This window comes from Actinomadura gamaensis, from assembly GCF_042652125.1.
In the GTDB taxonomy this organism is placed as follows: Bacteria; Actinomycetota; Actinomycetes; order Streptosporangiales; family Streptosporangiaceae; genus Spirillospora; species Spirillospora gamaensis.
The window spans coordinates 22161-44879 of sequence record NZ_JBHSIT010000010.1 but is presented as its reverse complement, the minus strand read 5'-3'; the positions used below and the strand labels follow the sequence as shown (position 1 = coordinate 44879).

28 protein-coding genes are annotated in these 22719 nt (G+C 73.3%); 21 read left to right on the top strand and 7 right to left on the bottom strand.

The genetic code is table 11. The annotated features are described in order from the left end of the window. Window positions 1–178: 178 nt before the first annotated feature. Entirely contained in the window at window positions 179–352 is a 174-nt protein-coding gene (locus ACFPCY_RS30485) for a hydrophobic protein (RefSeq protein ID WP_378260822.1), read from the bottom strand. A 162-nt stretch (window positions 353–514) separates the two neighbouring features. On the opposite strand from ACFPCY_RS30485, the gene ACFPCY_RS30480 reads away from it, so the two are divergent. Further along, window positions 515–2218: a glycoside hydrolase family 15 protein gene (locus ACFPCY_RS30480; protein ID WP_378260820.1), complete on the top strand. Its 1704-nt coding sequence runs from the start codon at window positions 515–517 to the stop codon at window positions 2216–2218. 15 nt (window positions 2219–2233) lie between these two features. On the opposite strand, the gene ACFPCY_RS30475 is transcribed toward ACFPCY_RS30480, so the two are convergent. Both ACFPCY_RS30475 and ACFPCY_RS30470 read right to left on the bottom strand, forming a co-directional pair. Further along, window positions 2234–3316, bottom strand: coding sequence for an enolase C-terminal domain-like protein (locus ACFPCY_RS30475; RefSeq protein ID WP_378260818.1), 1083 nt, complete (start codon window positions 3314–3316; stop codon window positions 2234–2236). Continuing rightward, a complete protein-coding gene (locus ACFPCY_RS30470; protein ID WP_378260816.1) occupies window positions 3313–6312 on the bottom strand; it encodes an FAD-binding and (Fe-S)-binding domain-containing protein in 3000 nt (999 codons plus the stop codon). The genes ACFPCY_RS30475 and ACFPCY_RS30470 overlap by 4 nt, the downstream gene beginning before the upstream one ends. A gap of 117 nt (window positions 6313–6429) precedes the next feature. On the opposite strand from ACFPCY_RS30470, the gene ACFPCY_RS30465 reads away from it, so the two are divergent. The 19 genes from ACFPCY_RS30465 (at window position 6430) to ACFPCY_RS30375 (ending at window position 18891) form a co-directional block, all read left to right on the top strand. Further along, window positions 6430–8223 carry a thiamine pyrophosphate-requiring protein gene (locus tag ACFPCY_RS30465; protein WP_378260814.1) on the top strand — a complete coding sequence of 598 codons (1794 nt, stop codon included), beginning with the start codon at window positions 6430–6432 and terminating at the stop codon, window positions 8221–8223. Window positions 8224–8230: 7 nt separating this feature from the next. Next, the gene (locus ACFPCY_RS30460; RefSeq protein WP_378260812.1) at window positions 8231–8824 is read left to right on the top strand and encodes a Na+/H+ antiporter subunit E; all 594 of its coding nucleotides are present in this window, start codon (window positions 8231–8233) and stop codon (window positions 8822–8824) included. Then, complete coding sequence (locus tag ACFPCY_RS30455) at window positions 8821–9081, top strand: MrpF/PhaF family protein (protein WP_378260810.1); 261 nt, start codon at window positions 8821–8823, stop codon at window positions 9079–9081. Before ACFPCY_RS30460 ends, ACFPCY_RS30455 begins: the two co-directional genes overlap by 4 nt. Next, a complete protein-coding gene (gene mnhG / locus ACFPCY_RS30450; RefSeq protein WP_378260807.1) occupies window positions 9078–9446 on the top strand; it encodes a monovalent cation/H(+) antiporter subunit G in 369 nt (122 codons plus the stop codon). The genes ACFPCY_RS30455 and mnhG overlap by 4 nt, the downstream gene beginning before the upstream one ends. A gap of 7 nt (window positions 9447–9453) precedes the next feature. Next, window positions 9454–9777 carry a Na(+)/H(+) antiporter subunit B gene (locus ACFPCY_RS30445; protein WP_378260805.1) on the top strand — a complete coding sequence of 108 codons (324 nt, stop codon included), beginning with the start codon at window positions 9454–9456 and terminating at the stop codon, window positions 9775–9777. Continuing rightward, window positions 9744–10571 (top strand): MnhB domain-containing protein, encoded by an 828-nt coding sequence (locus ACFPCY_RS30440; RefSeq protein ID WP_378260803.1) that lies wholly within the window; start codon window positions 9744–9746, stop codon window positions 10569–10571. Before ACFPCY_RS30445 ends, ACFPCY_RS30440 begins: the two co-directional genes overlap by 34 nt. Further along, window positions 10568–10936 carry a sodium:proton antiporter gene (locus ACFPCY_RS30435; protein ID WP_378260801.1) on the top strand — a complete coding sequence of 123 codons (369 nt, stop codon included), beginning with the start codon at window positions 10568–10570 and terminating at the stop codon, window positions 10934–10936. The genes ACFPCY_RS30440 and ACFPCY_RS30435 overlap by 4 nt, the downstream gene beginning before the upstream one ends. Before the next feature lie 40 nt (window positions 10937–10976). Continuing rightward, the gene (locus ACFPCY_RS30430; protein WP_378260799.1) at window positions 10977–12701 is read left to right on the top strand and encodes a complex I subunit 5 family protein; all 1725 of its coding nucleotides are present in this window, start codon (window positions 10977–10979) and stop codon (window positions 12699–12701) included. A 54-nt stretch (window positions 12702–12755) separates the two neighbouring features. Then, the gene (locus ACFPCY_RS30425; protein WP_378260797.1) at window positions 12756–13709 is read left to right on the top strand and encodes a TIGR03557 family F420-dependent LLM class oxidoreductase; all 954 of its coding nucleotides are present in this window, start codon (window positions 12756–12758) and stop codon (window positions 13707–13709) included. 102 nt (window positions 13710–13811) lie between these two features. Next, complete coding sequence (locus ACFPCY_RS30420) at window positions 13812–14141, top strand: plasmid stabilization protein (protein ID WP_378260795.1); 330 nt, start codon at window positions 13812–13814, stop codon at window positions 14139–14141. A gap of 207 nt (window positions 14142–14348) precedes the next feature. Then, window positions 14349–14891: a hypothetical protein gene (locus ACFPCY_RS30415; protein ID WP_378260793.1), complete on the top strand. Its 543-nt coding sequence runs from the start codon at window positions 14349–14351 to the stop codon at window positions 14889–14891. Between the two features lie 157 nt (window positions 14892–15048). Continuing rightward, complete coding sequence (gvpJ, locus tag ACFPCY_RS30410; RefSeq protein WP_465251242.1) at window positions 15049–15507, top strand: gas vesicle protein GvpJ; 459 nt, start codon at window positions 15049–15051, stop codon at window positions 15505–15507. Next, entirely contained in the window at window positions 15504–16274 is a 771-nt protein-coding gene (locus ACFPCY_RS30405; protein ID WP_378260789.1) for a GvpL/GvpF family gas vesicle protein, read from the top strand. The genes gvpJ and ACFPCY_RS30405 overlap by 4 nt, the downstream gene beginning before the upstream one ends. Beyond that, window positions 16274–16504 (top strand): gas vesicle protein GvpG, encoded by a 231-nt coding sequence (locus ACFPCY_RS30400; RefSeq protein ID WP_378260787.1) that lies wholly within the window; start codon window positions 16274–16276, stop codon window positions 16502–16504. Before ACFPCY_RS30405 ends, ACFPCY_RS30400 begins: the two co-directional genes overlap by 1 nt. Then, window positions 16501–16920 carry a gas vesicle protein GvpO gene (locus ACFPCY_RS30395; protein WP_378260785.1) on the top strand — a complete coding sequence of 140 codons (420 nt, stop codon included), beginning with the start codon at window positions 16501–16503 and terminating at the stop codon, window positions 16918–16920. Before ACFPCY_RS30400 ends, ACFPCY_RS30395 begins: the two co-directional genes overlap by 4 nt. 57 nt (window positions 16921–16977) lie before the next feature. Then, the gene (locus ACFPCY_RS30390) at window positions 16978–17478 is read left to right on the top strand and encodes a gas vesicle protein (protein ID WP_378261446.1); all 501 of its coding nucleotides are present in this window, start codon (window positions 16978–16980) and stop codon (window positions 17476–17478) included. Next, on the top strand, window positions 17475–18335 hold the full coding sequence (locus ACFPCY_RS30385) for a GvpL/GvpF family gas vesicle protein (RefSeq protein ID WP_378260783.1): 861 nt from the start codon (window positions 17475–17477) through the stop codon (window positions 18333–18335). Before ACFPCY_RS30390 ends, ACFPCY_RS30385 begins: the two co-directional genes overlap by 4 nt. Further along, window positions 18332–18574 carry a gas vesicle protein gene (locus ACFPCY_RS30380; protein WP_378260781.1) on the top strand — a complete coding sequence of 81 codons (243 nt, stop codon included), beginning with the start codon at window positions 18332–18334 and terminating at the stop codon, window positions 18572–18574. Before ACFPCY_RS30385 ends, ACFPCY_RS30380 begins: the two co-directional genes overlap by 4 nt. Continuing rightward, complete coding sequence (locus ACFPCY_RS30375; protein ID WP_378260779.1) at window positions 18571–18891, top strand: gas vesicle protein K; 321 nt, start codon at window positions 18571–18573, stop codon at window positions 18889–18891. Before ACFPCY_RS30380 ends, ACFPCY_RS30375 begins: the two co-directional genes overlap by 4 nt. A 71-nt stretch (window positions 18892–18962) precedes the next feature. Here ACFPCY_RS30375 and ACFPCY_RS30370 read toward each other — a convergent pair whose 3' ends face one another. Beyond that, window positions 18963–19535 (bottom strand): dihydrofolate reductase family protein, encoded by a 573-nt coding sequence (locus ACFPCY_RS30370; protein WP_378260777.1) that lies wholly within the window; start codon window positions 19533–19535, stop codon window positions 18963–18965. A 178-nt stretch (window positions 19536–19713) separates the two neighbouring features. Here ACFPCY_RS30370 and ACFPCY_RS30365 point away from each other — a divergent pair, with 178 nt between their 5' ends. Then, window positions 19714–19926 (top strand): hypothetical protein, encoded by a 213-nt coding sequence (locus tag ACFPCY_RS30365; RefSeq protein ID WP_378260775.1) that lies wholly within the window; start codon window positions 19714–19716, stop codon window positions 19924–19926. 143 nt (window positions 19927–20069) lie between these two features. Here ACFPCY_RS30365 and ACFPCY_RS30360 read toward each other — a convergent pair whose 3' ends face one another. The 3 genes from ACFPCY_RS30360 to ACFPCY_RS30350 all read right to left on the bottom strand — a co-directional run bounded on the left by ACFPCY_RS30360 (window position 20070) and on the right by ACFPCY_RS30350 (window position 22572). Continuing rightward, a complete protein-coding gene (locus ACFPCY_RS30360) occupies window positions 20070–20363 on the bottom strand; it encodes a GroES family chaperonin (RefSeq protein WP_378261444.1) in 294 nt (97 codons plus the stop codon). Between the two features lie 51 nt (window positions 20364–20414). Then, window positions 20415–20930, bottom strand: coding sequence for a GNAT family N-acetyltransferase (locus tag ACFPCY_RS30355; RefSeq protein WP_378260773.1), 516 nt, complete (start codon window positions 20928–20930; stop codon window positions 20415–20417). Window positions 20931–21000: 70 nt separating this feature from the next. Beyond that, complete coding sequence (locus ACFPCY_RS30350) at window positions 21001–22572, bottom strand: serine/threonine-protein kinase (protein ID WP_378260770.1); 1572 nt, start codon at window positions 22570–22572, stop codon at window positions 21001–21003. Window positions 22573–22719: the final 147 nt, after the last annotated feature.

Here is a 22719-nt window from a genome sequence, read left to right as displayed (position 1 = left end):
CGGCCATTCAGGCGATCTCCGAAGAAAAGGCGATAAGGGCACGGGCCGATCGGCGTTTCAGGGGAAACGCCGATCGGCCCGTGCCCTCAACTGGTTTATCGAGGGGGAGAGACGGTCCTGTCAGGGGACTCTGTCAGGGGACTCTGTCAGTGGTCTCCGTCGGTGGTCGCGTCGCCGGCTACCAGCGGTACCAGCGGCTCCGGCCGCCGCCCGCGCCTTCCGCCGAGCGCAGGACGAAGCCGAGGATCCAGATGACCAGGACGACCAGGGCGATCCACCACAGGATGTGCACGGCGAACCCCAGTCCGCCCAGCAGCAGCGCCAGCAGGAGGATGGCGATGATGAGCGCCACAGTGGCTCACTTCCTTTTCCTGTTGATTTTCGTGTGACGCCCCCCTTCTTACCCTCGGTCCGAGAATCATGCGTGTTGTCCGCCATAGGTAAATGGGGAGTAGATCATCATCTCGCGGGGCACCGCGCGTGTCGGGAGAGGGTTCGGGGGAAGGGGCACCAGATGCTCCATGTGCTGCGTGACTATGCCTTCGTCGGGGACGGTGAGCGGGGCGCGCTGGTAGGTCCGCATGGCGATTTCGCCTGGATGTGCTTTCCGTCGTGGGAGTCCGAGCCGGTCTTCTCGGGCCTGCTGGGAGGGACGGGCACGTACGTGGTGTGCCCGGTCGCGGAGCGCAGGGTGTGGGGCGGCTACTACGAGGAGCACGGGCTGGTCTGGCGCAGCCGCTGGGTCGTCCCGGACGGTCTGGTCGAGTGCCACGAGGCGCTGGCCCGTCCGGCGGACCGGGAGCGGGCCGTCGTGCTGCGGCGGCTCCGCGGTGTGAAGGGACCGGTCCGCATCCGCGTGCGCTTCGGGATCGGCGACGATCGCGAGCTGCGCCGGGAGGGCGGCGCGTGGCTCGGCAAGGCGGACGGGGTGCACTTCCGCTGGACGGGCGTCCCGGAGAACGCCACCGGCTGGCCGCTCGCCTTCGAGCTGGAGCTGGCGGAGGGCGAGACGCGCGACCTGGTCTTGGAGCTTTCGACGCGTCCGATCGAGGGACGCCCCGAGGAGCCCGACCGGCTGTGGCGGCGGACGCGGGACGACTGGCAGGCGCGGATCCCCGACTGCTCGGACACGCTCGCGCCCAGGGACGCGCGCCTGGCCTACGCCGTCCTGACCGGCCTGACCTCGTCGCAGGGCGGGATGGCCGCCGCCGCGACGACGTCGCTGCCGGAGCACCTGGCCGGGACGCGGAACTACGACTACCGGTACGCGTGGATCCGGGACCAGTGCCTGGCGGGCCACGCCGTGGCCACGCACGGCGGGCGCCTCGACCTGCTCGACGCCGCGACCGGCTTCGTCGCGGACCGGCTGCTGGAGGACGGCGCGCGGCTGAAGCCCGCCTACACGGTGGCGGGCGGCCCGATCCCGAAGGAGCGGGAGGCGGGCCTGCCGGGCTATCCGGGCTCGCGCGCGGTCTTCGGCAACCGGGTCACCCAGCAGTTCCAGCTCGACGCGTTCGGCGAGGCGCTGCTCCTGTTCTCGGCGGCGGCCCGGCACGACCACGTCGACGCCCGGATCGCGGACGCCGCGGCCCGGGCCGTCCGGGCGATCGGCGAGCGCTGGCACGAGGACGACTACGGCATCTGGGAGACCGAGCTCCGCCAGTGGACGCACTCCCGCCTGGTGTGCGTGGCGGGCCTGCGCAGGGCCGCCGCGCTGCTCGCGACCGACCGGGAGCGGGCGGACTGGGAGGATCTCGCCGACCACATCCAGGCCGAGACGGCGAAGGCCGCGCTGGACGCCGAGGGCTACTGGCGGCGGGCGCCCGACGACGAGCGCGTGGACGCGGCCCTGCTGCTGCCGGCCCTGCGCGGTGCCTACCCGGTGGACGCCGAGCACGCCACCGCCACCTACGAGAAGATCCGGCAGGACCTGGAGCAGGAGGGGTTCGTCTACCGGTACCGGCTCGGCGACCGGCCGCTGGGCGAGGAGGAGGGCGCGTTCACCCTCTGCGGCTTCCTGCTGTCGCTGGCCGATCTCCAGCAGAACGAGCGGGAGCGGGCGCTCGGACGGTTCGAGCGGGCCCGCTCGGCCTGCGGGACGACGGGCCTGTTCGCCGAGGAGTACGACGTGCACCAGCGGCAGGTCCGGGGGAACCTGCCGCAGGCGTTCGTCCACGGCCTGTTCCTGGAGACGGCGGCCCGCCTCGCCGCGCAGTGATCATCTATCCGGTGGTCAGGTGACGCGGAACCGCTCCGCGTCCGATCGGCGGAAGGTGAGCCCGAGGCCCGGCGCGTCGTCGCGGGGGCGGATGGCTCCGCCCTTCGGGTCGAGGGCGCCGTCGAAGAGCAGCGACTCGATCCGGACGTGGTCGTGGAACCACTCGATGTGCCGGGCGTTCGGGATCGCGGCCATCACGGCGGCGTGCAGGTGCGGGGCGCAGTGGCCGGACAGGTCGCGGTTGAAGGCGCGGGCGAGCCCGGCGATCCGCAGGAACTCGGTGAAGCCGCCGCAGCGGGTGACGTCGGCCTGCGGGCAGTCGACCGCGTGCATGAGCTCCGGGTAGGACGGCAGGTCGTAGCCGTACTCGCCGGCGGCGACCTCGCACTCCACGGCGTCGCGGACGGCGCGGAGCCCGGCCGGGTCGTCGGAGGAGACGGGCTCCTCGAACCAGCGGAGCCCGACGTGCTCGGCGGCGTGCGCGACCTGGACGGCCTGCTTGACCGTGTAGGCGCCGTTGGCGTCGGCGTACAGCTCGGCGTCCGGGCCGACGGCGAGCCGGGCGAGCCGGAGCCGGGCGAGGTCGCGGTCCTCGCGGCGGCCCCACGCCTCGCCGATCTTGATCTTGACGCGCGGGATGCCGAGCCCGGCCGTCCAGTGTTCGAGCTGCTCGCGGGTCTGCCGGTCGTCGTAGGTGGTGAAGCCGCCGGACCCGTACACCGGCACCTCGGCGCGGACGGCGCCGAACAGCCGGTGCAGCGGCAGGCCGAGGACGCGGGCCTTGAGGTCCCACAGCGCGCAGTCCACGGCGGAGATCGCCATGGCGCAGGCGCCGGGCCGTCCGGCGTTGCGGACGGCCCGGCACATGCGTTCGTGCGCGCCCGGGACGTCGTGGACGCCCACATCTGCGACGGCGGGCGCGAGCAGGTCGGCGACGAGCGCGGTGATCGACGCGGGCCCGTAGGTCCAGCCGAGGCCGTGGCCGCCCTCGCCGCGCGCCTCGACGAGGACCATCGTCGTGGACGTCCACGCCATCGTGCCGTCCGCCTCCGGCAGGTCGGTCGGGATGGTGTAGGCGGACGCGGTGATCTCGGTCATGCCCGACGCTCCGCTCCGCTCCGTCGCTGCCCGTCCTTCGCCCGCTGCTCGTCCTTCGACCGATCCGCGTCCTTCGCCCGCTCGCCGCCCTCGGAGTCCTCGTCGCCCTCCGGGAGGAGGTCGGCCAGGATCTCGGCGAGGTGCTTCGGCCGCGCGTCGGTGCCCGCCTCGATCTGCGTCCGGCAGGAGAACCCGTCGGCGAGGATCGCGGTCGAGTCGTCGGCGTCCCGGACGGCGGGCCAGACCCCCTGCTCGGCGATCGTGACGGACACCTCGTGGTGGCCGCTCTCGAAGCCGAAGTTCCCGGCGAGGCCGCAGCAGCCGGCGTCGAGCACCTCGACGTCCACCCCGGCGCGGCGCAGCACGCGGGCGTCGGCGTCGAAGCCCATGATGGCGTGCTGGTGGCAGTGCGGCTGGGCGAGCGCGCGGACCGGGTCGCGGTCGAGCCCGGCGACCAGCCCGTGGGACGCGCCGGGCGACGGCCCGCCGAGCGTCGCCTGCTCCTCGTCCAGGACCTCGGCGAGGGTGCGCGCCGTCTCGCGCAGCAGCGGGACGAGCGGGTCGTCGGGGAGCAGTTCGGGCGCGTCGGCGCGCAGCACGGCGGTGCAGCTCGGCTCCAGCCCGATGACCGGCACGCCCGCGCGCAGCGCCGGTTCGAGCATCTCGGCCGTGCGGCGCAGCCGCTTCTTCGCCTGGTCGAGCTGGCCGGTCGAGATCCAGGTCAGACCGCAGCAGACGGGCCTCGGGGGCACGACGACCCGGTGCCCGGCCGCCTCCAGGACCCGGACGGCCGCCTGCGCGATGTGCGGATGGAAGTTGTTCGTGAAGGTGTCGGGGAACAGGACCACCGGAGTGCCGGCCGTGCGGCGAGGGCGCCGCCGGAACCAGTCGGTGAACCGTTCGGACGCGAAGCGCGGTAGCTGACGCTCCTGGTCGATGCCACCGACGCGCTTGACGACCCGGTTGAGGCCGGGGAGGTTCAGCGCGGTGTTGGCGAGGCGCGGCGCGACCGCGGCGGCCCGCGCCCAGACCGGCAGCCAGCCCATCGAGTAGTGGGACATCGGCCGCTTGCGCCCGGCGTAGTGGTGGGAGAGGAACTCGGCCTTGTAGGTGGCCATGTCCACGTTGACCGGGCACTCGCTCCGGCAGCCCTTGCAGGCGAGGCAGAGGTCGAGGGCGTCCTTCACCTCCTCCGAGCGCCAGCCGTCGTCGATCACGTCGCCGCGCATCATCTCGTCCAGCAGCCGGGCCCGGCCGCGGGTGGAGTGCTCCTCCTCGCGGGTGGCGCGGTAGCTGGGGCACATCACGCCACCGGACGACGACCGGCACTTGCCGATGCCCACGCAGCGCGCGGCGGCGTGGGAGAAGTGGCCGCCGTCCTCGGGATAGGAGAAGTGCGTGGACGGCTCGGGCGGGTGGTAGCTGTGCAGGTCGAGGTACTCGTTGATGGGGAGCGGGTCGACGACGCGGCCGGGGTTCATCCGCTCGTCCGGGTCGAAGATCCGCTTCGTCCGGCGGAACAGCCGGACCACGTCGTCCCCGAACATGATCGGCAGCAGCTCGCCGCGCGACTGGCCGTCGCCGTGCTCGCCCGACAGCGACCCGCCGTAGTCCGACACCAGCTCGGCGGCGCGGATGGCGAACTGGCGGTAGCGGCGGACGCCCTCGTCGTCGGAGAGGTCGAACGGGATGCGGGTGTGCACGCAGCCCTGCCCGAAATGCCCGTAGAGGGTGACCGGGCGGTAGTCGTACTCGCGGATGAGCGACCGGAAGTCGCGCAGGTAGGAGCCGAGCCGGTCGGGCGGGACGGCCGCGTCCTCCCAGCCCTCGTGGGTGTCGCGGTGGTGCGGCGGGTAGGCGGTCGCGCCGAGACCGGCCTCGCGGACCTTCCAGAGCCGCTCCTCTTCCTCCGGGTCGTGGACGAACGCGCAGCGCGGCGGCGGGGACGCATCCCGCGTTCCCTCGATCAGCGCCCGCGCCTTGTCGTCGGCCTCGGCGCGGGTGTCGCCGCCGAAGCGGACCATGAGCCAGCCGGAGCCCTCCGGCATCTCCTCCAGGACCGTCCCACTCGCCAGGTGCGACATGCGGGCGAGGTCGAGGAGGTAGTCGTCCATGCCCTCCAGGGCGAGCGGACGGTACGCGGCGATCTCCGGGACCGCGTCGCCCGCCGACTCGATGTCGTCGTAGCCGAGCACGACCAGCGACTGGTGGTCCGGGACGGGCACCAGCGAGATCTCCGCGTGCAGCACCGTCACCAGCGTCGACTCCGAGCCGACGAGCGCGCGGCCCACGTGGAAGCCGTTCTCGGGCAGGAGCTGGTCCAGGCTGTAGCCGGACACGCGGCGCGGGATGTCGGGGTAGCGGGTGCGGATCAGCGCCATGTTCTGGTCGCGGAGGGCGCGCAGGTCGCGGTAGATCTCCGCGCGCCGGCCGCCCTCGGCGACGATCCGCTCGTACTCCGCGTCGGAGGTCTCGCCGACCCACATCCGCAGGCCGTCGTAGGTGAGCACCTCCAGCCGGACGACCGAATCGGTCATCTTCCCGTAGGCCTGCGCGGACGCCCCGCACGAGTCGTTGCCGATCATCCCGCCGATCGTGCAGGTGTCGTGCGTGGAGGGCTTCGGGCCGACCATCAGGCGGTGCTCGGAGAGCTGGGAGTTCAGGTCGTCCAGGCAGATGCCGGGCTCCACGACGGCCGTCCGGGCGTCCGGGTCGACCGACAGCAGCCGGTTGCAGTACTTCGACCAGTCGATGACCACGGCCTCGTTGCAGCACTGCCCGGCCAGGCTCGTGCCGCCGCCGCGCGACAGCACCGGCACCCGGTACCGGTGGCACACCGCGACCGCGGCGGCCGCGGCGTCCACCGAGTGCGGGACGACCACCCCCACGGGCGGCCGCCGGTAGTTCGACGAGTCGTGGGCGTAGGCCGCGCGGGACCCCGCGTCGAACCGCACCTCGCCGTCCACCTCGGCCTTCAGCGCGTCCTGCAGTGTCATGCGGCCTTCCCCGGCCTGAACCGTGCTGAGTGCCATGGAACCTGCGGTACCCGACTGGCAGGTTTCAAGCACGAGCCGGGGGAACCGCTCGGGGAAGGAACCGAGAAGGGAGCCGCCATGTCCGCGAAAGTCGCCGACTACGTGCTGCAACGCCTGCGCGAGTGGGACGTGCAGCAGATTTTCGGATATCCGGGGGACGGCATCAACGGGCTCGTCGCCGCTCTCGGTCGCGCTGGCAACAAACCCCGGTTCGTCCAGAGCAGGCACGAGGAGATGTCGGCTTTCGAGGCGGTCGGGTACGCGAAGTTCAGCGGCCGTCCGGGCGTGTGCATGGCGACCAGCGGACCGGGCGCGATCCACCTGCTGAACGGCCTCTACGACGCGAAGCTGGACCACGTCCCGGTCGTGGCGATCGTCGGGCAGACCGCCCGAAGCGCGATGGGCGGCGACTACCAGCAGGAGGTCGACCTCCAGGCGCTGTACAAGGACGTCGCGTCGTACGTGCAGACCGCGTCCGTGCCGTCCCAGTTCCCGAACCTGATCGACCGGGCGATCCGGATCGCGATCGCCGAGCGCACCCCGACCGCGGTGATCATCCCGTCGGACCTCCAGGAGGAGGAGTACGCGCCGCCCGAGCACGCGTTCAAGCAGGTGCCGTCGTCCGCGCCCGGTTTCACCCGGCCGCTGACCCGCGCCCCGGACGAGGCCGTGGAGCGGGCCGCCGACGTGCTGAACTCCGGGTCGAAGCTGGCGATCCTGGTCGGCCAGGGCGCGCGCGACGCCGCCGAGGAGGTGCTGGAGGTCGCCGACCTGACCGGCGCCGGGATCGCCAAGGCGCTGCTCGGCAAGGACGTCCTGCCGGACGACCTGCCGTACGTGACCGGCTCGATCGGCCTGCTCGGCACCCGGCCGTCCTACGAGCTGATGCGCGACTGCGACACGCTGCTGATCGTCGGGTCCAACTTCCCGTACTCGCAGTTCATGCCGGAGTTCGGCGACGCCCGCGCCGTCCAGATCGACGTGGACGGCCGGATGATCGGCATGCGCTACCCGACCGAGGTGAACCTCGTCGGCGACGCCGCGCAGACGCTCCGCGCGCTCATCCCCAAGCTGCGGCGCAAGGAGGACCGGTCCTGGCGGGAGACCGTCGAGGGGCACGTGTCGCGCTGGTGGGAGACCGTGGAGCGGCAGGCGCACGTCGCCGCCGACCCGATCAACCCGATGCTGATCGCGTGGGAGCTGTCCTCGCGGCTGCCCGCCGACGCGATCGTCACCGCCGACTCCGGCTCGGCCGCGAACTGGTACGCCCGCGACCTGAGGTTCAAGCGCGGGATGCGCGGTTCGCTGTCGGGGACCCTCGCCACGATGGGCGCGGGCGTCCCGTACGCGATCGGCGCGAAGTTCGCCCATCCGGACCGTCCGGCGATCGCGCTCGTCGGCGACGGCGCCATGCAGATGAACGGCCTCGCCGAGCTGATCACGATGCGCCGCTACCACGAGCTGTGGAGCGACCCTCGGCTCGTCATCGCCGTCCTGCACAACAACGACCTGAACCAGGTCACCTGGGAGCTGCGCGCGATGGGCGGCTCGCCGAAGTTCGAGGAGTCCCAGGTGCTGCCCGAGGTCTCCTACGCCGCGTTCGCCCGCTCCATCGGCCTGGACGGCATCAACGTCGACAAGCCCGAGGACCTCGGCCCCGCCTGGGACCGCGCCCTCGCCGCCGACCGTCCGGTGGTGCTGGACGTCCGGTGCGACCCCGACATCCCGCCGATCCCGCCGCACGCGGACTTCGACCAGCTCAAGGACGCCGCCGAGGCGATCATGAAGGGCGACCCGGACTCGTTCGGCGTCGTGAAGAAGGGCCTGCGCACCAAGGCCCAGGAGCTGTTCGGCCGGTCGGACGACAAGTGAGGCGACCATGGCCGCGCAGCAGGGGCGGATGCAGCCGGGGAGATCGCGGCGGGGGCCGATCCGGTGGCCGGACAGCCCGCGGGAGCTGCTCGCGCGGGTGGCCGGTCCAGCGGCCTGGACGTTCCTCGCGTGGATCCTGCTGACCTGGAAGTTCACCGCCGAGCAGCTGCTGGTCGGGGTCGCGGTCGCGGTGGCGGCCGGGCTGCTGCTCGCGCCGCTCGGCCGGGCGGGCGGACCGTGGGAGCTGCTGCGGCCGGGCCGCCCGCGCGCCGCCGCCGAGCTGCTCGGCCACACCGCGTGGTGGATCGTGGTCGCCAACGTGCGGCTCGCGCGCCGGATCTGGGCGCCGTCCCGGCCGCTGCGCAGCGGCATGGTCGTGGTGCCGACGCGGGAGCGGACCGACGCGGGGCTGACCGCGGTCGCGCTCGTCACGTCCGTGATCGTGGACAACCAGCTCGTCGATCTGGACGCCCGGCGCGGGCTGCTCCAGTACCACGCCGTCGCCGTCCCGGACCGGCCCGAGACGATCAACGAGCGCGTCGAGCGCATCCTGGAACGGACGCACCGCGAGCCGGGGCAGGAAGGCGAGGCCGGATCGTGAGCAGCCTCTACCTGGTGGTCGCGCTGGCCGAGATGGCCATCGCGGCGCTGCTGACCGTCCGGCTCGGGCTCGGGCCGACGACGTCCGACCGGATCGTGGCGCTCAACGCCCTCACCACGCAGGCGATGCTCGCGCTGCTGTTCTTCGCCGCCTACGCCGACCGCACCAGCTACCTGGACGCCGCGCTGTGGCCCGCGTCCTTCGACTACCTCGGGACGATCGTGTGGGCCCGCTACCTGGAACGGGGGCTGCTGTGAGGGAGGCCCTGTTCGCCGTGGCGGCCGTGGTCGGCCTCGGGTTCTCGCTGTCGGGGGCGGTCGGGATCCTGCGGATGCCGGACGTGTACACGCGCATCCAGTGCTCGTCCAAGACGGTCACGATGGGCGTCCTGCCCGCGCTGCTCGCGCTGCTGATCGCGGAGGGGCCGTTCAGCCTCTACGGCGGCCGCGCGCTGATCGTCGCCGTCCTGCTGGCGGTGCTGAACCCGGCCGCCGCGCACGCCCTCGCCCGCGCCGCCTACCGCACCGGCGTGCCGATGTGGCGCGGCGCCGTCCGGGACGAGTCGCTCGAAGGCCGCGAGGACCGGGCCGGGAACGGCGGTCCGGACGGACGGAGGGGGTGAGCGGCGCGTGTTCTGGGCGATCGACTACCTCGTGCTGGCGCTGGTCCTCGCCGGCGGGGTGCTGACCGTCCGGATCCGGTCCCTCAACGGCGCGGTGATGGCGCTGTCGTCGGTCGGCGTGCTGCTCGGCCTGCTGTTCATCGTGCTGGGCGCGCCCGACGTCGCGCACGCCCAGCTCGTCGTCGGCGCGATCGCGCTGCCCGTGCTCTACCTGATCGCCATCGGCAAGACCCGCACGGACGTCCCCGAGGACGACCCGTCGGGCGCGGGGACCGACCGGACCGAGGAGGCCGCACGATGCACCGACGACCGTTCGCCGGAGCCTTCCTGACCGGCGGGTTCGCGGCGCTGCTCGCGGCGGGGTTCCTCGCCGCCCCGCGCGAGCACGCGCCGCTGCCGGCCATGGCCCGGCACGCCCTGGACGTCTCGCTGCCGGAGTGGAAGCTGACCGAGCCGGTCAACGAGATCGTCTACGGGACGCGCGGCTTCGACACCTTCGGCGAGACGTTCCTGCTGCTCTCGGCGGTGATCAGCGTGATCGTCCTGACCCGTCCGCGCGAGTCGCGGGTGGAGGCCATGGGCGAGGAGACCGCCGGCCGCCGCGAGCAGGCCGAGGACGACCCGGACCGGGCCCCGGACGCGCGCGAGCGCGCCGCCCGCCGCGCCGAGCGCGCCGAGCAGGACGCCCGGACCCCGATGACCGTGGTCGTCCGCAACGCGGTGCGCGTGGTCGGGCCCGTCCTGTTCGCGGCCGGGTGCTACCTGGTCGCGTGGGGCTACGCGCCGGGCGGCGGGTTCCCCGCCGGCGCCGTCGTCGCCGGAGTGATCCTCATGATCTACGCCGCGTACGGCCGCCGGATGTTCGGCACCGCGCGGCTGGAGGCGGCCGAGCTGGCCGGGGCGCTCGCCATCGTCCTGATCGCCGTGCTCGGGCTGGTGGTCAAGGGCGCCGTCGGGGCCGACTGGGTGCCGCACGCGGCGGCGCAGACGCCCGCTTCGGGAGGGATCGTCCAGCCGTTCTCGGTCGCCGAGTTCGCCGAGGTCGGCACCGGGATCCTGCTGGCGGTGCACGCGCTGCTCGGGGCCCGGCACGACTGGTCCCCGGATCAGGAGGAGCTGTCATGATCGTGGTGAACTACCTGGCCGCGGCCGCGCTGTTCTGCCTGGGCCTGCACACCGTGCTGACCCGCCGGAACATCGTCCGGATGGTGATGGGCCTGTCCCTGATGGAGTCGTCCACCTACCTGCTGATGATCTCGCTCGCCTACCGGGCCGGGTCCACCGCGCCGGTGCTGGCCGACCCGCCGCACGGACGGAAACCCGGGCAGCTCGCGCACGGGAACGTCGCCGACCCGGTGCTCCAGAACTTCTGCCTGACCGCCATCGTCATCGGCGTCGCGGTGACCGCGGTGTTCCTGTCGGTCGTCGTCCGCGTCGCCCAGCACTACCGGACCCTCGACGCCGACCGCGTCCGGGCGATGCGCGGATGAGCGCGCCGAGCTCCGGCCTCGCTCCGGCGAAGGGCGGCGGATGAGCACGGGCGCGCTGCTGCCGGTCACGGTCGTCCTGCCGCTGGCCGCCGCCGCGCTCGCGCCGCTGCTGGCCCGCCTGGACCGGCGGCTGCCGCTGTTCACCGGCCTCGCCGCGCTGGCGGGCGCGGCCGCGATCCTGCTGCGCGCGCTGCCGGACGTCCTGTCCGGGCGCCTCATCGAGCACCGCCTCGGTGGGCAGGCCCGGGTCATCGCGATCGTCTTCACCGCCGACCCGCTCGGCACCCTGTTCGCCCTGGTCACCGCGCTCGTCGGCGCGCTGCTGCTGATGTACACGCTGTCCGAGCTCGGCGGCCTCGGCGACCGCGAGCTCGGCGGGTACGCCGCGCTGTGCCTGCTGCTGCTCGCCGCGCTGATCGGGACGGCGCTCACCGCCGACCTGTTCAACCTGTTCGTCTGGTTCGAGGTCGCGGCCCTGTCCTCCTACGGGCTGACCGGCTTCTTCCTGGAGCGGCCGATCGCGCTGGAGGCCGCGTTCAAGATCCTCGTGCTGACCACGGTCGCGAGCTTCGGCGTGTTCGTCGGGACCGGCCTGCTCTACGCCCGGCACGGCGCGCTGAACCTCGGCCTCCTGCACGACTCGCTCGGCGGCGCGACCGGCGTCGCCGACCTGGTCGCGCTGGCCCTGCTCATCGGCGGGTACGCGACCAAGGCGGGCCTGGTGCCCTTCCACACCTGGCTGCCGGACGCGCACACCGCCGCGCCCGGCCCGGTCTCGGCGCTGTTCTCCGGGCTGATGGTGAACCTCGGGATCGTCGTGCTGGCGCGGCTCGCCTACCAGGTGTTCGCGCCGTCGCACGTGCCGATCATGGGGCTGCTGATGGTCCTCGGGCTGCTGTCGGCGCTGGCCGGGGCCGTCCTCGCGCTCGGCCAGGACGACCTGAAGCGGCTGCTCGCCTACGACACGGTCTCGCAGATGGGCGTGATCACCGTCGGGCTCGCCACCGGCACGGCGTCCGGGGCCGCCGGGGGCGTGTACCACCTGCTCAACCACGCGCTGTTCAAGTCGCTGCTGTTCCTGTGCGCCGGCGCGATCGTGCACCGGACGGGCCTGACGAACCTGTCCGAGATGGGCGGCCTCGCCCGGCGCATGCCCGTGGTCGCGATCGCGTTCCTCGTCGGCGTCGCGTCCATCGCGGGCGTGCCGCCGCTGAACGGCTACGCCTCGCTGGCGCTCATCCACCACGGCCTGGAGACGACGCACCAGACCGGCCCGGCCGTCCTGCTCGCGCTCGCGCAGGTCGTCACGGTCGCCGCGCTCGCCCGCGCCGCCTGGCTCGCCTTCTTCGCGCGCAAGGAGCCGACGGACGCCGACGAGCGCCCGCGGCCCGGGATGGTCGTGAGCTTCCTCGCACTCGCGGCCTGCTGCCTCGCCCTCGGCGTCCTGTCGCAGCCGATCGTCGAGCACGCCATGAGACCGGCTGCGGGAGCCCTCGTTCGCGGAGATCTTTACGCCGCCGCGGCGGGCGGCCGGGTCGCGCCGATCCCCGCGCCGCCCGTCCGCCTGGAGTACCTCGCGTCGTCGTCGCTGCTGGTCACCGTGGGCTGCCTGGTCGCCGGGCTCGTGCTCGCCAGGCTCAGCGGGCGCGTGGTTTCCGCCCCGCCGTGGCGCCGGCTCGCGGCCCTGCACAACGGTTCGGTGAACGACTACGCCGCGCTCGCGGCGGCCGGGACGCTCGCCGTCGCGCTCGTCGTCCTCACGTGATCGGCCGTCCGGCGATTCGCTTTTCAGCCGCCGCACAGTGGGAAGGGGGCGAGTATGACGCGTTTCGGTTACTTTCTGTCATCAGAGGAGCATCCGCCGAACGCCCTGGTCGAGCAGGCGACGCTGGCCGAACGGGCCGGGTTCGAGTGCCTGTGGATCTCCGACCACTACCACCCGTGGATGAACGTCCAGGGGGAGAGCGGCTTCGTCTGGGCCGTCATCGGCGCGGTCGCGCAGTCCTGCGGCCTGCCGATCACGACCGCGGTCACCTGCCCGACCGTCCGGATCCATCCGGCGATCCTCGCGCAGGCCGCCGCCACGGCCCAGATCCTCACCGGCGGACGGTTCCGGTTCGGCGTCGGCACCGGCGAGGCACTGAACGAGCACGTCCTCGGCGACCGCTGGCCGTCCGCGGACGAGCGGCTGGAGATGCTCGAAGAGGCCGTCGAGGTGATCCGTGACCTGTTCACCGGACGGATGGTCTCCCGGCGCGGGAAGCACTACACGGTCGACACCGCCCGGCTCTACTCGCTTCCCGACACGCCGCCGCCCATCTACGTCTCCGGGTTCGGCCCGAAGGCCATCGACCTGGCCGCCCGGATCGGCGACGGGTTCATGTCGATCCAGCCGAACGAGGAGCACGTCAAGCGGTTCCGCGACGGCGGCGGGGCGGGGAAGCCGACCCAGGCGGGCCTGAAGGTGTGCTGGGGCCCGGACGAGAAGGCCGCCAAGGAGCTGCTCGCCCGCAAGTGGGGCAACGAGGGCCTGCCCGGGCAGGCGGCGCAGCTGCTGCCGCTGCCCGCGCACTTCGAGGAGCTGGCGCAGCTCATCGGCCCGGACGACATGCCGTACCCGTGCGGGCCCGACCCGGACGTCCACGTCCAGGCGATCAAGCAGTACGTGGACGCCGGATACGACGAGATCCACGTCGCCCAGGTGGGGCCCGACCAGAAGGGCTTCTTCGACTTCTACGAGCGCGAGGTGCTGCCTCGCCTCCGCGACCTCTGACACCCGGACACCGAGATGAGAACCACCCGCATCCGAACCACCGGCATCCGAACCACCGACGTCCGGACCCCGTGACGTCCCGATCCGCGAGAGGAGCTTGGCATGCCGAAGGCATGGGGTAGCAAGCGCGAACGGCAGTACGAACACATCAAGGATTCCGAGAAGGACCGCGGCGCCTCCACCGGCCGGGCCAAGGAGATCGCGGCGCGGACGGTGAACAAGGAGCGCGCGCGGCACGGAGAATCGGAGACCGCGAGCAAGTCCTCGACCCAGGACATGTCGTCCGGACGGCGCGGCGGGCTCCGCTCCGGCACGTCGCGGACGAAGGGCAGGACGAAGGATCAGCTGTACCACGAGGCGAAGCGCCGGAACATCAAGGGCCGCTCGTCGATGACGAAGGCGGAACTGCAAAAGGCGCTCAGCGGACGGTAGCGGCGAGCGACACCACCTGTTCGGAACGGCCGGACGTGCACGGAGCGCGTCCGGCCGTTTCCGTTCGCGTCACTTTCCGGACGCCCGGAATGCCCTCTTGAACACAATTATCCGGGTCCCGAAGTTTAGCTTGACCTGACCGGGTACAGCGGCATCACCACCGAAGAAATGTGAACACCGCTGAAACGTCAGAGAGGGTGCTGAGAAATGCCTTCGGCTTCCGGTAAGGACACGGCCTCGCGGGCCGGCGCGTCCGGCAAGGGGACGTCCGCCGCGAAGGGGGCCTCGTCCGCGGCGAAGAAGCGCACCTCCGCCGCGAGGACGGCGAAGGGCGACGCCGGCGACAAGGTGTCCGCGTCGACCGGGCGGGCCGCCGCGTCCGCCGGTGACGCCAAGGACACCGCGACCGCCGGCAAGGTCAAGGATCTGAAGAACGCGAAGGACGCCAAGGGCGTGCGCGGCGCCGGGAAGGCCGCGGGCGCGGTCAAGGACGGCGCGGCGTCGGCCGCCGGGACCGCCGTCGGCTCCGCCCGCCGCACCACCGAGACCGTCGGACGCGGCGTCCAGGAGGGCGTCGGCGCGGCGGCGCACCGTCTCACCATGGTCCCCGCGCTGGTCGCCCGGCTCGCCGCGCTGCCGAACGTGCGGCGCGCGCTGGGCGCGGCCGGCGCGGTGACCGCGGGCGCGGCGACCGTCGCCGTGGCCCGCAAGAAGACGCGCAAGCGCTCGCGTCGCGGCTGGCGTCGCTGACGCGCCCCCGGCGCCGGAACCGGCCGGAACCGGCGTCCTGTTTAGCCCGAACAGTGCGGGTATGGCCCCGGTGACGCATCCCGGGACCCCGCCCGGACCCCCCGGACGTCCGGAACCCCGGACCTCCGGACCCCCGGACCCCCAAGGAGTTGATGAGATGACTGGGCCGATCGCCCAGCAGACCTCGGGCACCAACTACGTGCAGGGCGGCGGCGGAGGCGGCCGCGGTGGCGGCCTCGCCGACGTGGTGGACCTGATCCTGGAGAAGGGTCTGGTCATCGACCTGTACGCCCGCGTCGCGCTGGTCGGCATCGAGATCCTCACCGTGGACGTGCGGATCGTCGTCGCCAGCGTCGACACGTACCTGCGGTTCGCGAAGGCCGTGAACCGCCTCGACCTCGCGCACGACGGCACCGCCCAGGGCCTGCCGCAGTTCGTCGGCGGCATGCAGGAGTCGGGTGCCAAGCAGAAGACCAAGGGAGCGCTGAGCGGCGCGCAGGAGCGCCTCAAGGAGACCTTCGGCGGCGGGGACGGCGACGACGACGAGTCCGAGTCGAAGTCCAAGCAGCCCGCCCGCCGCCGCTCGGCCAAGAAGGACGAGGAGGACGATCAGTGACCGCCCCCCAGGCCGAGCAGCAGACCGCTCCGCAGTACGTCTACGGGGTGACCCGCGCGGACGCGCGGCTGCCGGAGGACCTCACCGGTCTGGACGACAAGCCCGTCCGCTTCGTCCCGCAGGACGACGTCGCCGCGCTCATCAGCGACCTGCCGCAGGGCCGGGCGCTCGGCGCGCGCGCCGACCTCATGGCCCACCAGAACGTGCTCCAGGCCCTCGTGGACGCGGGCACCGCGATCCTGCCGTTCCGGTTCGGCGCGGCGATGGCCGACGCGGACGCCGTCCGCGCCGAGCTGCTCGCGAAGAACGCCGAACGGCTCAACTCGGTCCTCGACACGATCGACGGCCGCATCGCGGTCCGCGTCAAGGGCACCTACGTGGAGGACACCGTCCTGCACGAGGTCCTCACCCAGGACCCGCAGATCGCCGAGCTCGCCGCCCGGCTGCGCGAGGTCCCCGAGGACGCCGAGGACGCCGTCTACTACGACCGGGTGCGGCTCGGCGAGCTGATCGTCGGGGCCCTGCGGGAACGCCGCGTGGACGACGCCGACCGGCTGATGTCCGCGCTCGCGCCGCTCGCCGAGGCCGTCGCCGCGCACGACCCGGTCCGGGACGAGGACGTCGTGGACGCCTCGTTCCTGGTCTCCGCGGACGAGCGCGACCGCTTCGAGAAGGCGGTCGAGGGCCTCACCGGAGAGCACGGCGAGCGCATCCGCATCCGGCTCATCGGGCCGCTGCCGCCCTACGACTTCGTCCCGGAGGGCTGATGGGCCTGTTCACCGGGCTGGTCACCCTGCCGCTCGCGCCCGTCCGCGGGGTGGTGTGGCTGGCCGAGGTCCTGCAGGAGCAGGCCGAGGCGCAGCTGTACGACCCGGGCCGGATCGCGGCCGAGATGCAGGAGATCGCCGACGCCGTCGCGGCGGGCGAGATGAGCGAGGAGGAGGCCGCCGAGGCCGAGGAGGAGCTCGTCGCCCGCCTGCACGGGCCGCCGCGATGACCACCCGCAAGCCCGCCGTCCGCGCGCCCGTGTCCCGCCGGTCCGCGGGCCGCGGGCGCGCGAGGGGGCGGACCGGCGCGGCACCGGCGCGGGGGCGCGGTACGGCGTCGGGCGGAAGCAACGTCACCGAAAGCGCGCGGAGGGCCGCCATGACATCCGCCAAGGAGGCCGCCAGGGAGGCGGTCGAGCAGGTCGCCGGGCTGACCGGCCGTGATCCCGAGGGCGTCGTCGGCATCGAGCGGACCGACGACGGCTGGGCCATCACGGTCGAGGTCGTGGAGACCCACCGCATTCCCGACTCCGCCGACATCCTCGCCTGCTACCGCGTCGAGCTGACCGCCGACGGGGACCTGGCGGGCTACCACCGCATCCAGCGCTACGCGCGCGGCCACGTGGACGGACGCCACCGCACCTGACCGGCGCGGGGGCGGCCGGCCGGGCCGCCGCCAACGGAGGGAACCGACTTGACCGACATGTCCTGGACCGGCGGACGGTCATCGGCACGCACCGTGTCGCCCGACCGGCAGAGCGCCAACCTCGCCGACATCCTCGAACGCGTCCTGGACAAGGGCATCGTCATCGTCGGCGACATCCGGGTGAACCTGCTCGACATCGAACTGCTCACCATCAAGCTGCGGCTGCTGGTCGCCTCCGTCGACCGCGCCAAGGAGATGGGCATCGACTGGTGGGAGCACGACCCGTCGCTGTCCTCGCGCGCGCGGGCCGTCCCGGACGAGCCGGAGCCCCGGTCCGTCGGCGGCTCCACGTCCGGCAGGGACGAGCTGGAGGCGGAGAACCGCCGCCTCCGCGAGCGGCTCGCCGCCCTCGAAGCCGCACAGGACGACGCCCTGGCGGCCTCGCGGGAGGACGCGCGGGAGGACGCGCGGGAGGACGCGCGGGGCGACGCGCGGAAGGACGCAGAAGGGGACGCGCGGGAGGGCGTCCGCGAGAACGCGCGGGAGGAGACGTCATGAGCGACACCGGGATCTACCTCTACGGGGTGGCGCGCGGCCTGGCCCCGGCCGCGCTGGAGGACGTCACCGGGGTCGGCGGCGCGCCCGTCCGGACGGTCGTCCACCCGGACACGCCCCTCGCCGCGCTGGTCAGCACCGTCCCGCTCGACGACTTCGGCGAGGCCGCCCTGCGCGAGAACCTCGAAGACCTCGCCTGGCTGGAGGGCACCGCGCGCGCCCACCACCAGGTCGTCGCGCACGCCGCGCGCCAGGCGCCGACCGCGCCCGTGCGGATCGCGACGCTGTACCGCGACGACGAGCGCGTCCGGGACGTCCTCGCCCGCGACCACGAACGGCTCACCGAGCTGCTCGACCGCGTCACCGGACGCACCGAGTGGGGCGTGAAGGCGTACGCCGAGCCCGAACCCGTCCGGCAGGACGAGCCCGAGCCCGCCGCCCCCGAAAGCGGCGGCACCGGCACCGCCTACCTGCGGCGGCGCCAGGCCCAGCGGCGCACCCGGCAGGCCTCGCAGGACCGCCTCGCCGAGCAGGCCCGCGCCATCCACGCCGAGCTCGCCGACCACGCCGTCGCGACCCGGCAGCACGCCGCCCAGGACCCGCGCCTGTCCGGACGCGCCGAGACCCTGATCCTCAACATGGCCTACCTCGTCGACGACGAGCAGACCGAGGGCTTCCACGAGGTCGCCAGGGCCATCGACGAGCGGCTGCCCGGCGTGACGATCGAGGTCACCGGCCCGTGGCCGCCCTACTCGTTCATCGACACCGCCGAGACCACGCCGACACCCGCGCCCGAGACCGAGTCCGCGACCGCGCCCGAGTCCGCGACCGCGACCGCGACCGAGGGGACCCGCCGTTGACCGCCGTCCTGGACACCGGCGACCCGGCCGTCCCGGCCGAGCGCCTGGCCCTGGTCGACCTGCTGGACCGGCTCCTCGCCGGGGGCGTCGTCCTCACCGGCGACCTGGTCATCTCGATCGCCGGGGTGGACCTCGTCCGGGTCGACCTGCGGGCCGTGATCACGACCGTCCGCGACCAGCTCGCCGTCACCGAGGAGGCCCCCGTCCGAGAAGAGTCGACGAGGGGGGAGGCCCCGTGACCGCCGAGGCGGCCCGCGTCTACTCGCCCGCCGCGCACCGCACCGCGCGGCGCCTGGAGACCGACCCGGAGAACGTCGAACGCGACCTGGTCAAGCTCGTGCTGACCCTGGTCGAGCTGATCCGCCAGCTCATGGAGCGCCAGGCGCTGCGCCGCGTGGACGACGGCAGCCTGACCGACGAGGAGGTCGAGCGCCTGGGCCTGGCGCTGATGAACCTGGAGCGCGCCATGGCCCACCTGCGCGACCACTTCGGCCTGGCCCCCGAGGACCTCAACCTGGACCTCGGCCCGCTGGGCCCGCTCCTGCCCGAGCCCTGATCCCGCGCCGGCCGCGGCCGAACCCGCCGGCCCGCGGTCGAACCCGCCGGCCGCGGCCGGAGATCCGCCGGTCAGTGGACGACGTCGAAGACGTTCTTCTGCAGGCCGTTGGAGTACGCCTCGTGCTCGACGAGCCGGAGGTGCTGGGTGTCCTTGTCGGTGTCGCTGAACAGGCGCTTGCCCGCGCCCAGCAGCAGCGGGAACACCAGCAGGTGGTAGCGGTCGATCAGGCCCGCGTCGGACAGGTCCCGGTTCAGCCGGGCGCTGCCGTGCACGATGATCGGCCCGCCCTCGGTCTTCTTCAGCTCGGCGACCTCGTCCAGGGAGCGCAGGATCGTCGTCTCGCCCCAGTCGTCGACCAGGTCGTCGTCGGTGAGGGTGGTGGACACGACGTACTTCGGCAGCGTCCGGTACCGGGCGAACTCCGCCATGCCCGGCCAGACCTTGCTGAACGCCTCGTAGCTGACGCGGCCCAGCAGCATCGCGCCCGCCTCCTCCTGCTCCCGGCCCTTGATCTCGAAGGCCTCCGGGACGAAGTCGACGCCCTTGAACGTCCAGCCGGAGTTGCGGTAGCCGTCCTCGCCGCCGGGGGAGTCGACGACGCCGTCGAGCGAGACGAACGCGGTGCTGATCAGGGTACGCATGCCGGACCTCCGGGATCCTCGTGGATGGTTCGCGCGCCGGTGCGACCGCTCGTCCACTCCGGCTGCGCCCGACCCTAGAACGAGGGACCGACAGAGTCACGAGCGGATACACTGGGTCAACGATTCGCCACTGAAGGTGAGCAGCGGCCCGGGTCGGGCCCGTCCGGAGGAGCCGAACATGCGCCGAACCCTCACCCGCCCGACCGTGGCCGGGGCGCTCGCCGCCGCCGCGCTGGCCCTGGCCGCGTCCCCGGCCGCCGCCGCCCCGGCGAGCGTCACCGGCCGCCAGTGCGTGGACGGAGGCGGCGTCATCTACGGCGACGACCCGTTCCCGCCCGCCTGGTGCTCGGGCGGGATCTACAACGGCCAGCAGATCTCCGACGCCCGCTAGCCCCTCTCCGACGCGCACCGGCCCCGCCGCCGTCGGGACGCGGCGAAGCCGCGGAAGACGGCGGCGCGGCCGTAGCGGACGGCGGCGGGGCCACGGCGGACGCGGCGGGGGCGTGGCGGACGCGGCGCGACCGCCGGAGGCGGTTACAGGTAGAGGCCGGTGCCGTGCTCGGGGCGCTCGCTGGCGATGGCGTGCAGGTCGCGCTCGCGCATGACGAGGTAGTCCTCGCCCTGGATCTCGACGACGAACTGGTCCTCGGGATGGAACAGGACGCGGTCGCCGACCTTCACGGTGCGGACGTGGTGGCCGACGCCGCGGACCTCACCCCAGTGCAGCCGGTTCGACTGCTCCACCGTGGCGGGAATGACGATGCCGCCGGTGCTGCGGCGCTCGCCGCTCTCCTTCTCGACCCGGATCATGACGCGGTCGTGAAGCATCTGGACTTCGAATTTGGCCTGCTCGGACACCCTCGGAAGATACCAGCCCGCTCACAGGTCGAACGCCGCCGCGTAGCGGACCGTCCCGGACGGGAGGCGGTCCGTGGGGTTCAGTGACAGGGCCATCAGGGCCTCGTCCGGAACGTCGAAACTCGTCCGGATCCCGTGCCGCGCGGCCGTCGTGAAGCCGAACCGCGGGTAGTAGTCCGGGTGCCCGAGCACGACGACGTAGCGTTCGCCCTGCTCGGCGGCGTGCTGGAGCGCCGCGCGGACGGCCGCCGAGCCGGCGCCCGTCCGCTGGTGCTCGGGCCGCACGGAGCACGGCGCCAGCGCGAGCGCCGGGCTGTCGCCGATGTGGCAGCGGGTCAGCAGCGCGTGCCCGACGACCTCGCCGTCCGGGGTGGTCGTGACGACCGAGAGGCCGTCGATCCACGCCTCGTCCCGGCGGAGCGCGTCGACGAGATCGGCCTCGGCGGCCGTCTCGAAGGCCGCCCGCACGACCGCGCGGACGGCGGGGACGTCGGCCTCCGTCTCGGGCCGCGTGATCCAGGTTCCAGAAGTGCTCAAGGCCGATCCGTCCCGTCCTGTGCGATGTGAGCCGTCGCGCGTGGGGCAGCGGCCGTGTGGGTGTGGCGGGTCAGCGCCTTCGGCGGCGGGCGCGGGAGCGGGAGCGGCAGGCGGCGAGCAGTTCCGCCGCCTGGAGCGCGGCCTCCGCCTGCGGGCCGAGCGTGTGCGTCGCGACCTGGTGGACGTACTCCGCCTGCGCCTCCGCCTCGGCGACCTGACCGAGGTTCAGCAGGATCCAACCTATGAGCTGGCGGGTGTCGAGCGTGTCTTCGTGCTGTTCACCGAGTGTCGCCGCGCGCGCCTGGAGGAGCGGCTGCGCGACCGCCATCGCCTCCTGGTCGCGGTCGAGCATGTGCAGCGTCCAGGCGAGCGTGCTGCGGCTCTCCAGGGTCGCCCCGTCCTGCGTGCCGAGCGCCTGCTCGCGGTCGGCGAGGACGCCCGCCGCGATCGGGAGCGCGTCGGCGTGCCGTCCGAGCATGAACAGCGACGTCGCGACGAGGTGCCAGCTCGCGAGCGTTCCCGGGTCGTGCCGGCCGAGGATCCGCGTCCGCGCCTGGGCCACCGCCGTCAGGACGGGCAGCGCCTCCGCCTCCCGGTCGAGCTCGTACAGGACGTTCCCGAGCAGGTGCCGCGCGTCCAGCGCCGCCGGATGCTCGGCGCCCAGGATCCGCTCGCGCTCGCGCACGATGTGGTCGGCCAGTGCCAGTGCCAGCTCGGGCCGCCGCTGCTCCAGATGCTCGGCCGCCACCCGGAACTCCTGCGCCAGCGGCACGCCGGACGGCGCGGACGGGACCGGCGCCGCCGGGGCGTCGGACCCGAGCAGCGCTTCGAGGCGGCGCGTGACGGTGTCCGCGTCCGCCGGACGGTCCGCGGGATCCTTCGCGAGCAGCTCCAGCACCAGCGCGTCCACCTCCGCCGGCACCTGCGGGTTCACCGCGCGCGGCCCGGTCGGCGCGACGCTGAGATGCGCGTTGATCAGCGCCGGGATGCCCTTGTCGGTCGCGAACGGCGGCCGTCCGCACAGCATCTGGTGGAGCAGGCAGCCGAGCGCGTACAGGTCGGTGCGGCCGTCGATCTCGCCCGTGGAGATCTGCTCGGGGGCCATGAACACCGGCGACCCGACCACGGCGCTGCCGGTCAGGCCGGTCGCCGACTGCATGAACCGCGCGATCCCGAAGTCGCAGATCTTCACCCAGCCGGCCGAGGTGACGAAGAGGTTGGCGGGCTTGACGTCCCGGTGCACGATGCCGCGCGCGTGCGCCGCCGCGAGCGCGCCGCAGATCTGCACCGCGTGCCCGAGCGCCCGGTCCAGCGGGAGCCCGGCGGGGTGCCGGGCGAGCAGGCGCGCCATGTCCTCGCCGTCCAGCAGCTCCATGACCAGGTAGAGCAGCCCGTCGTCGGCGTCGATGTCGTGCACGACCGTGATGCCCGGATGCTGGAGCACCGCCGCGAGCTGCGCCTCCCGCCGGAACCGCGCCACCACGTCCGGCCCGGCCTCGGTCGCCGCGGGCAGCACCTTCACCGCGACCGGACGGTCCAGGCGCCGGTCGGACGCCCGCCACACCTCGCCCATGCCGCCGCGCCCGATCCGCTCCTCCAGCCGGTAGCGTCCACCCAGCTCGCGCCCCGCGTACACCGGCACCCCTCCCCACGTCCGACGGGAGTGATTGTGCCGTGAACGGCGCGCCGGGGCGGCACGGGCCTCGGGTCTTCCCCCGGACGGTCTCGGGGGAAGCCCTCACTGCGCCGCGGCGTCCGCCTCCCTAGCGTCGAGAGGCATGAAGTTCCC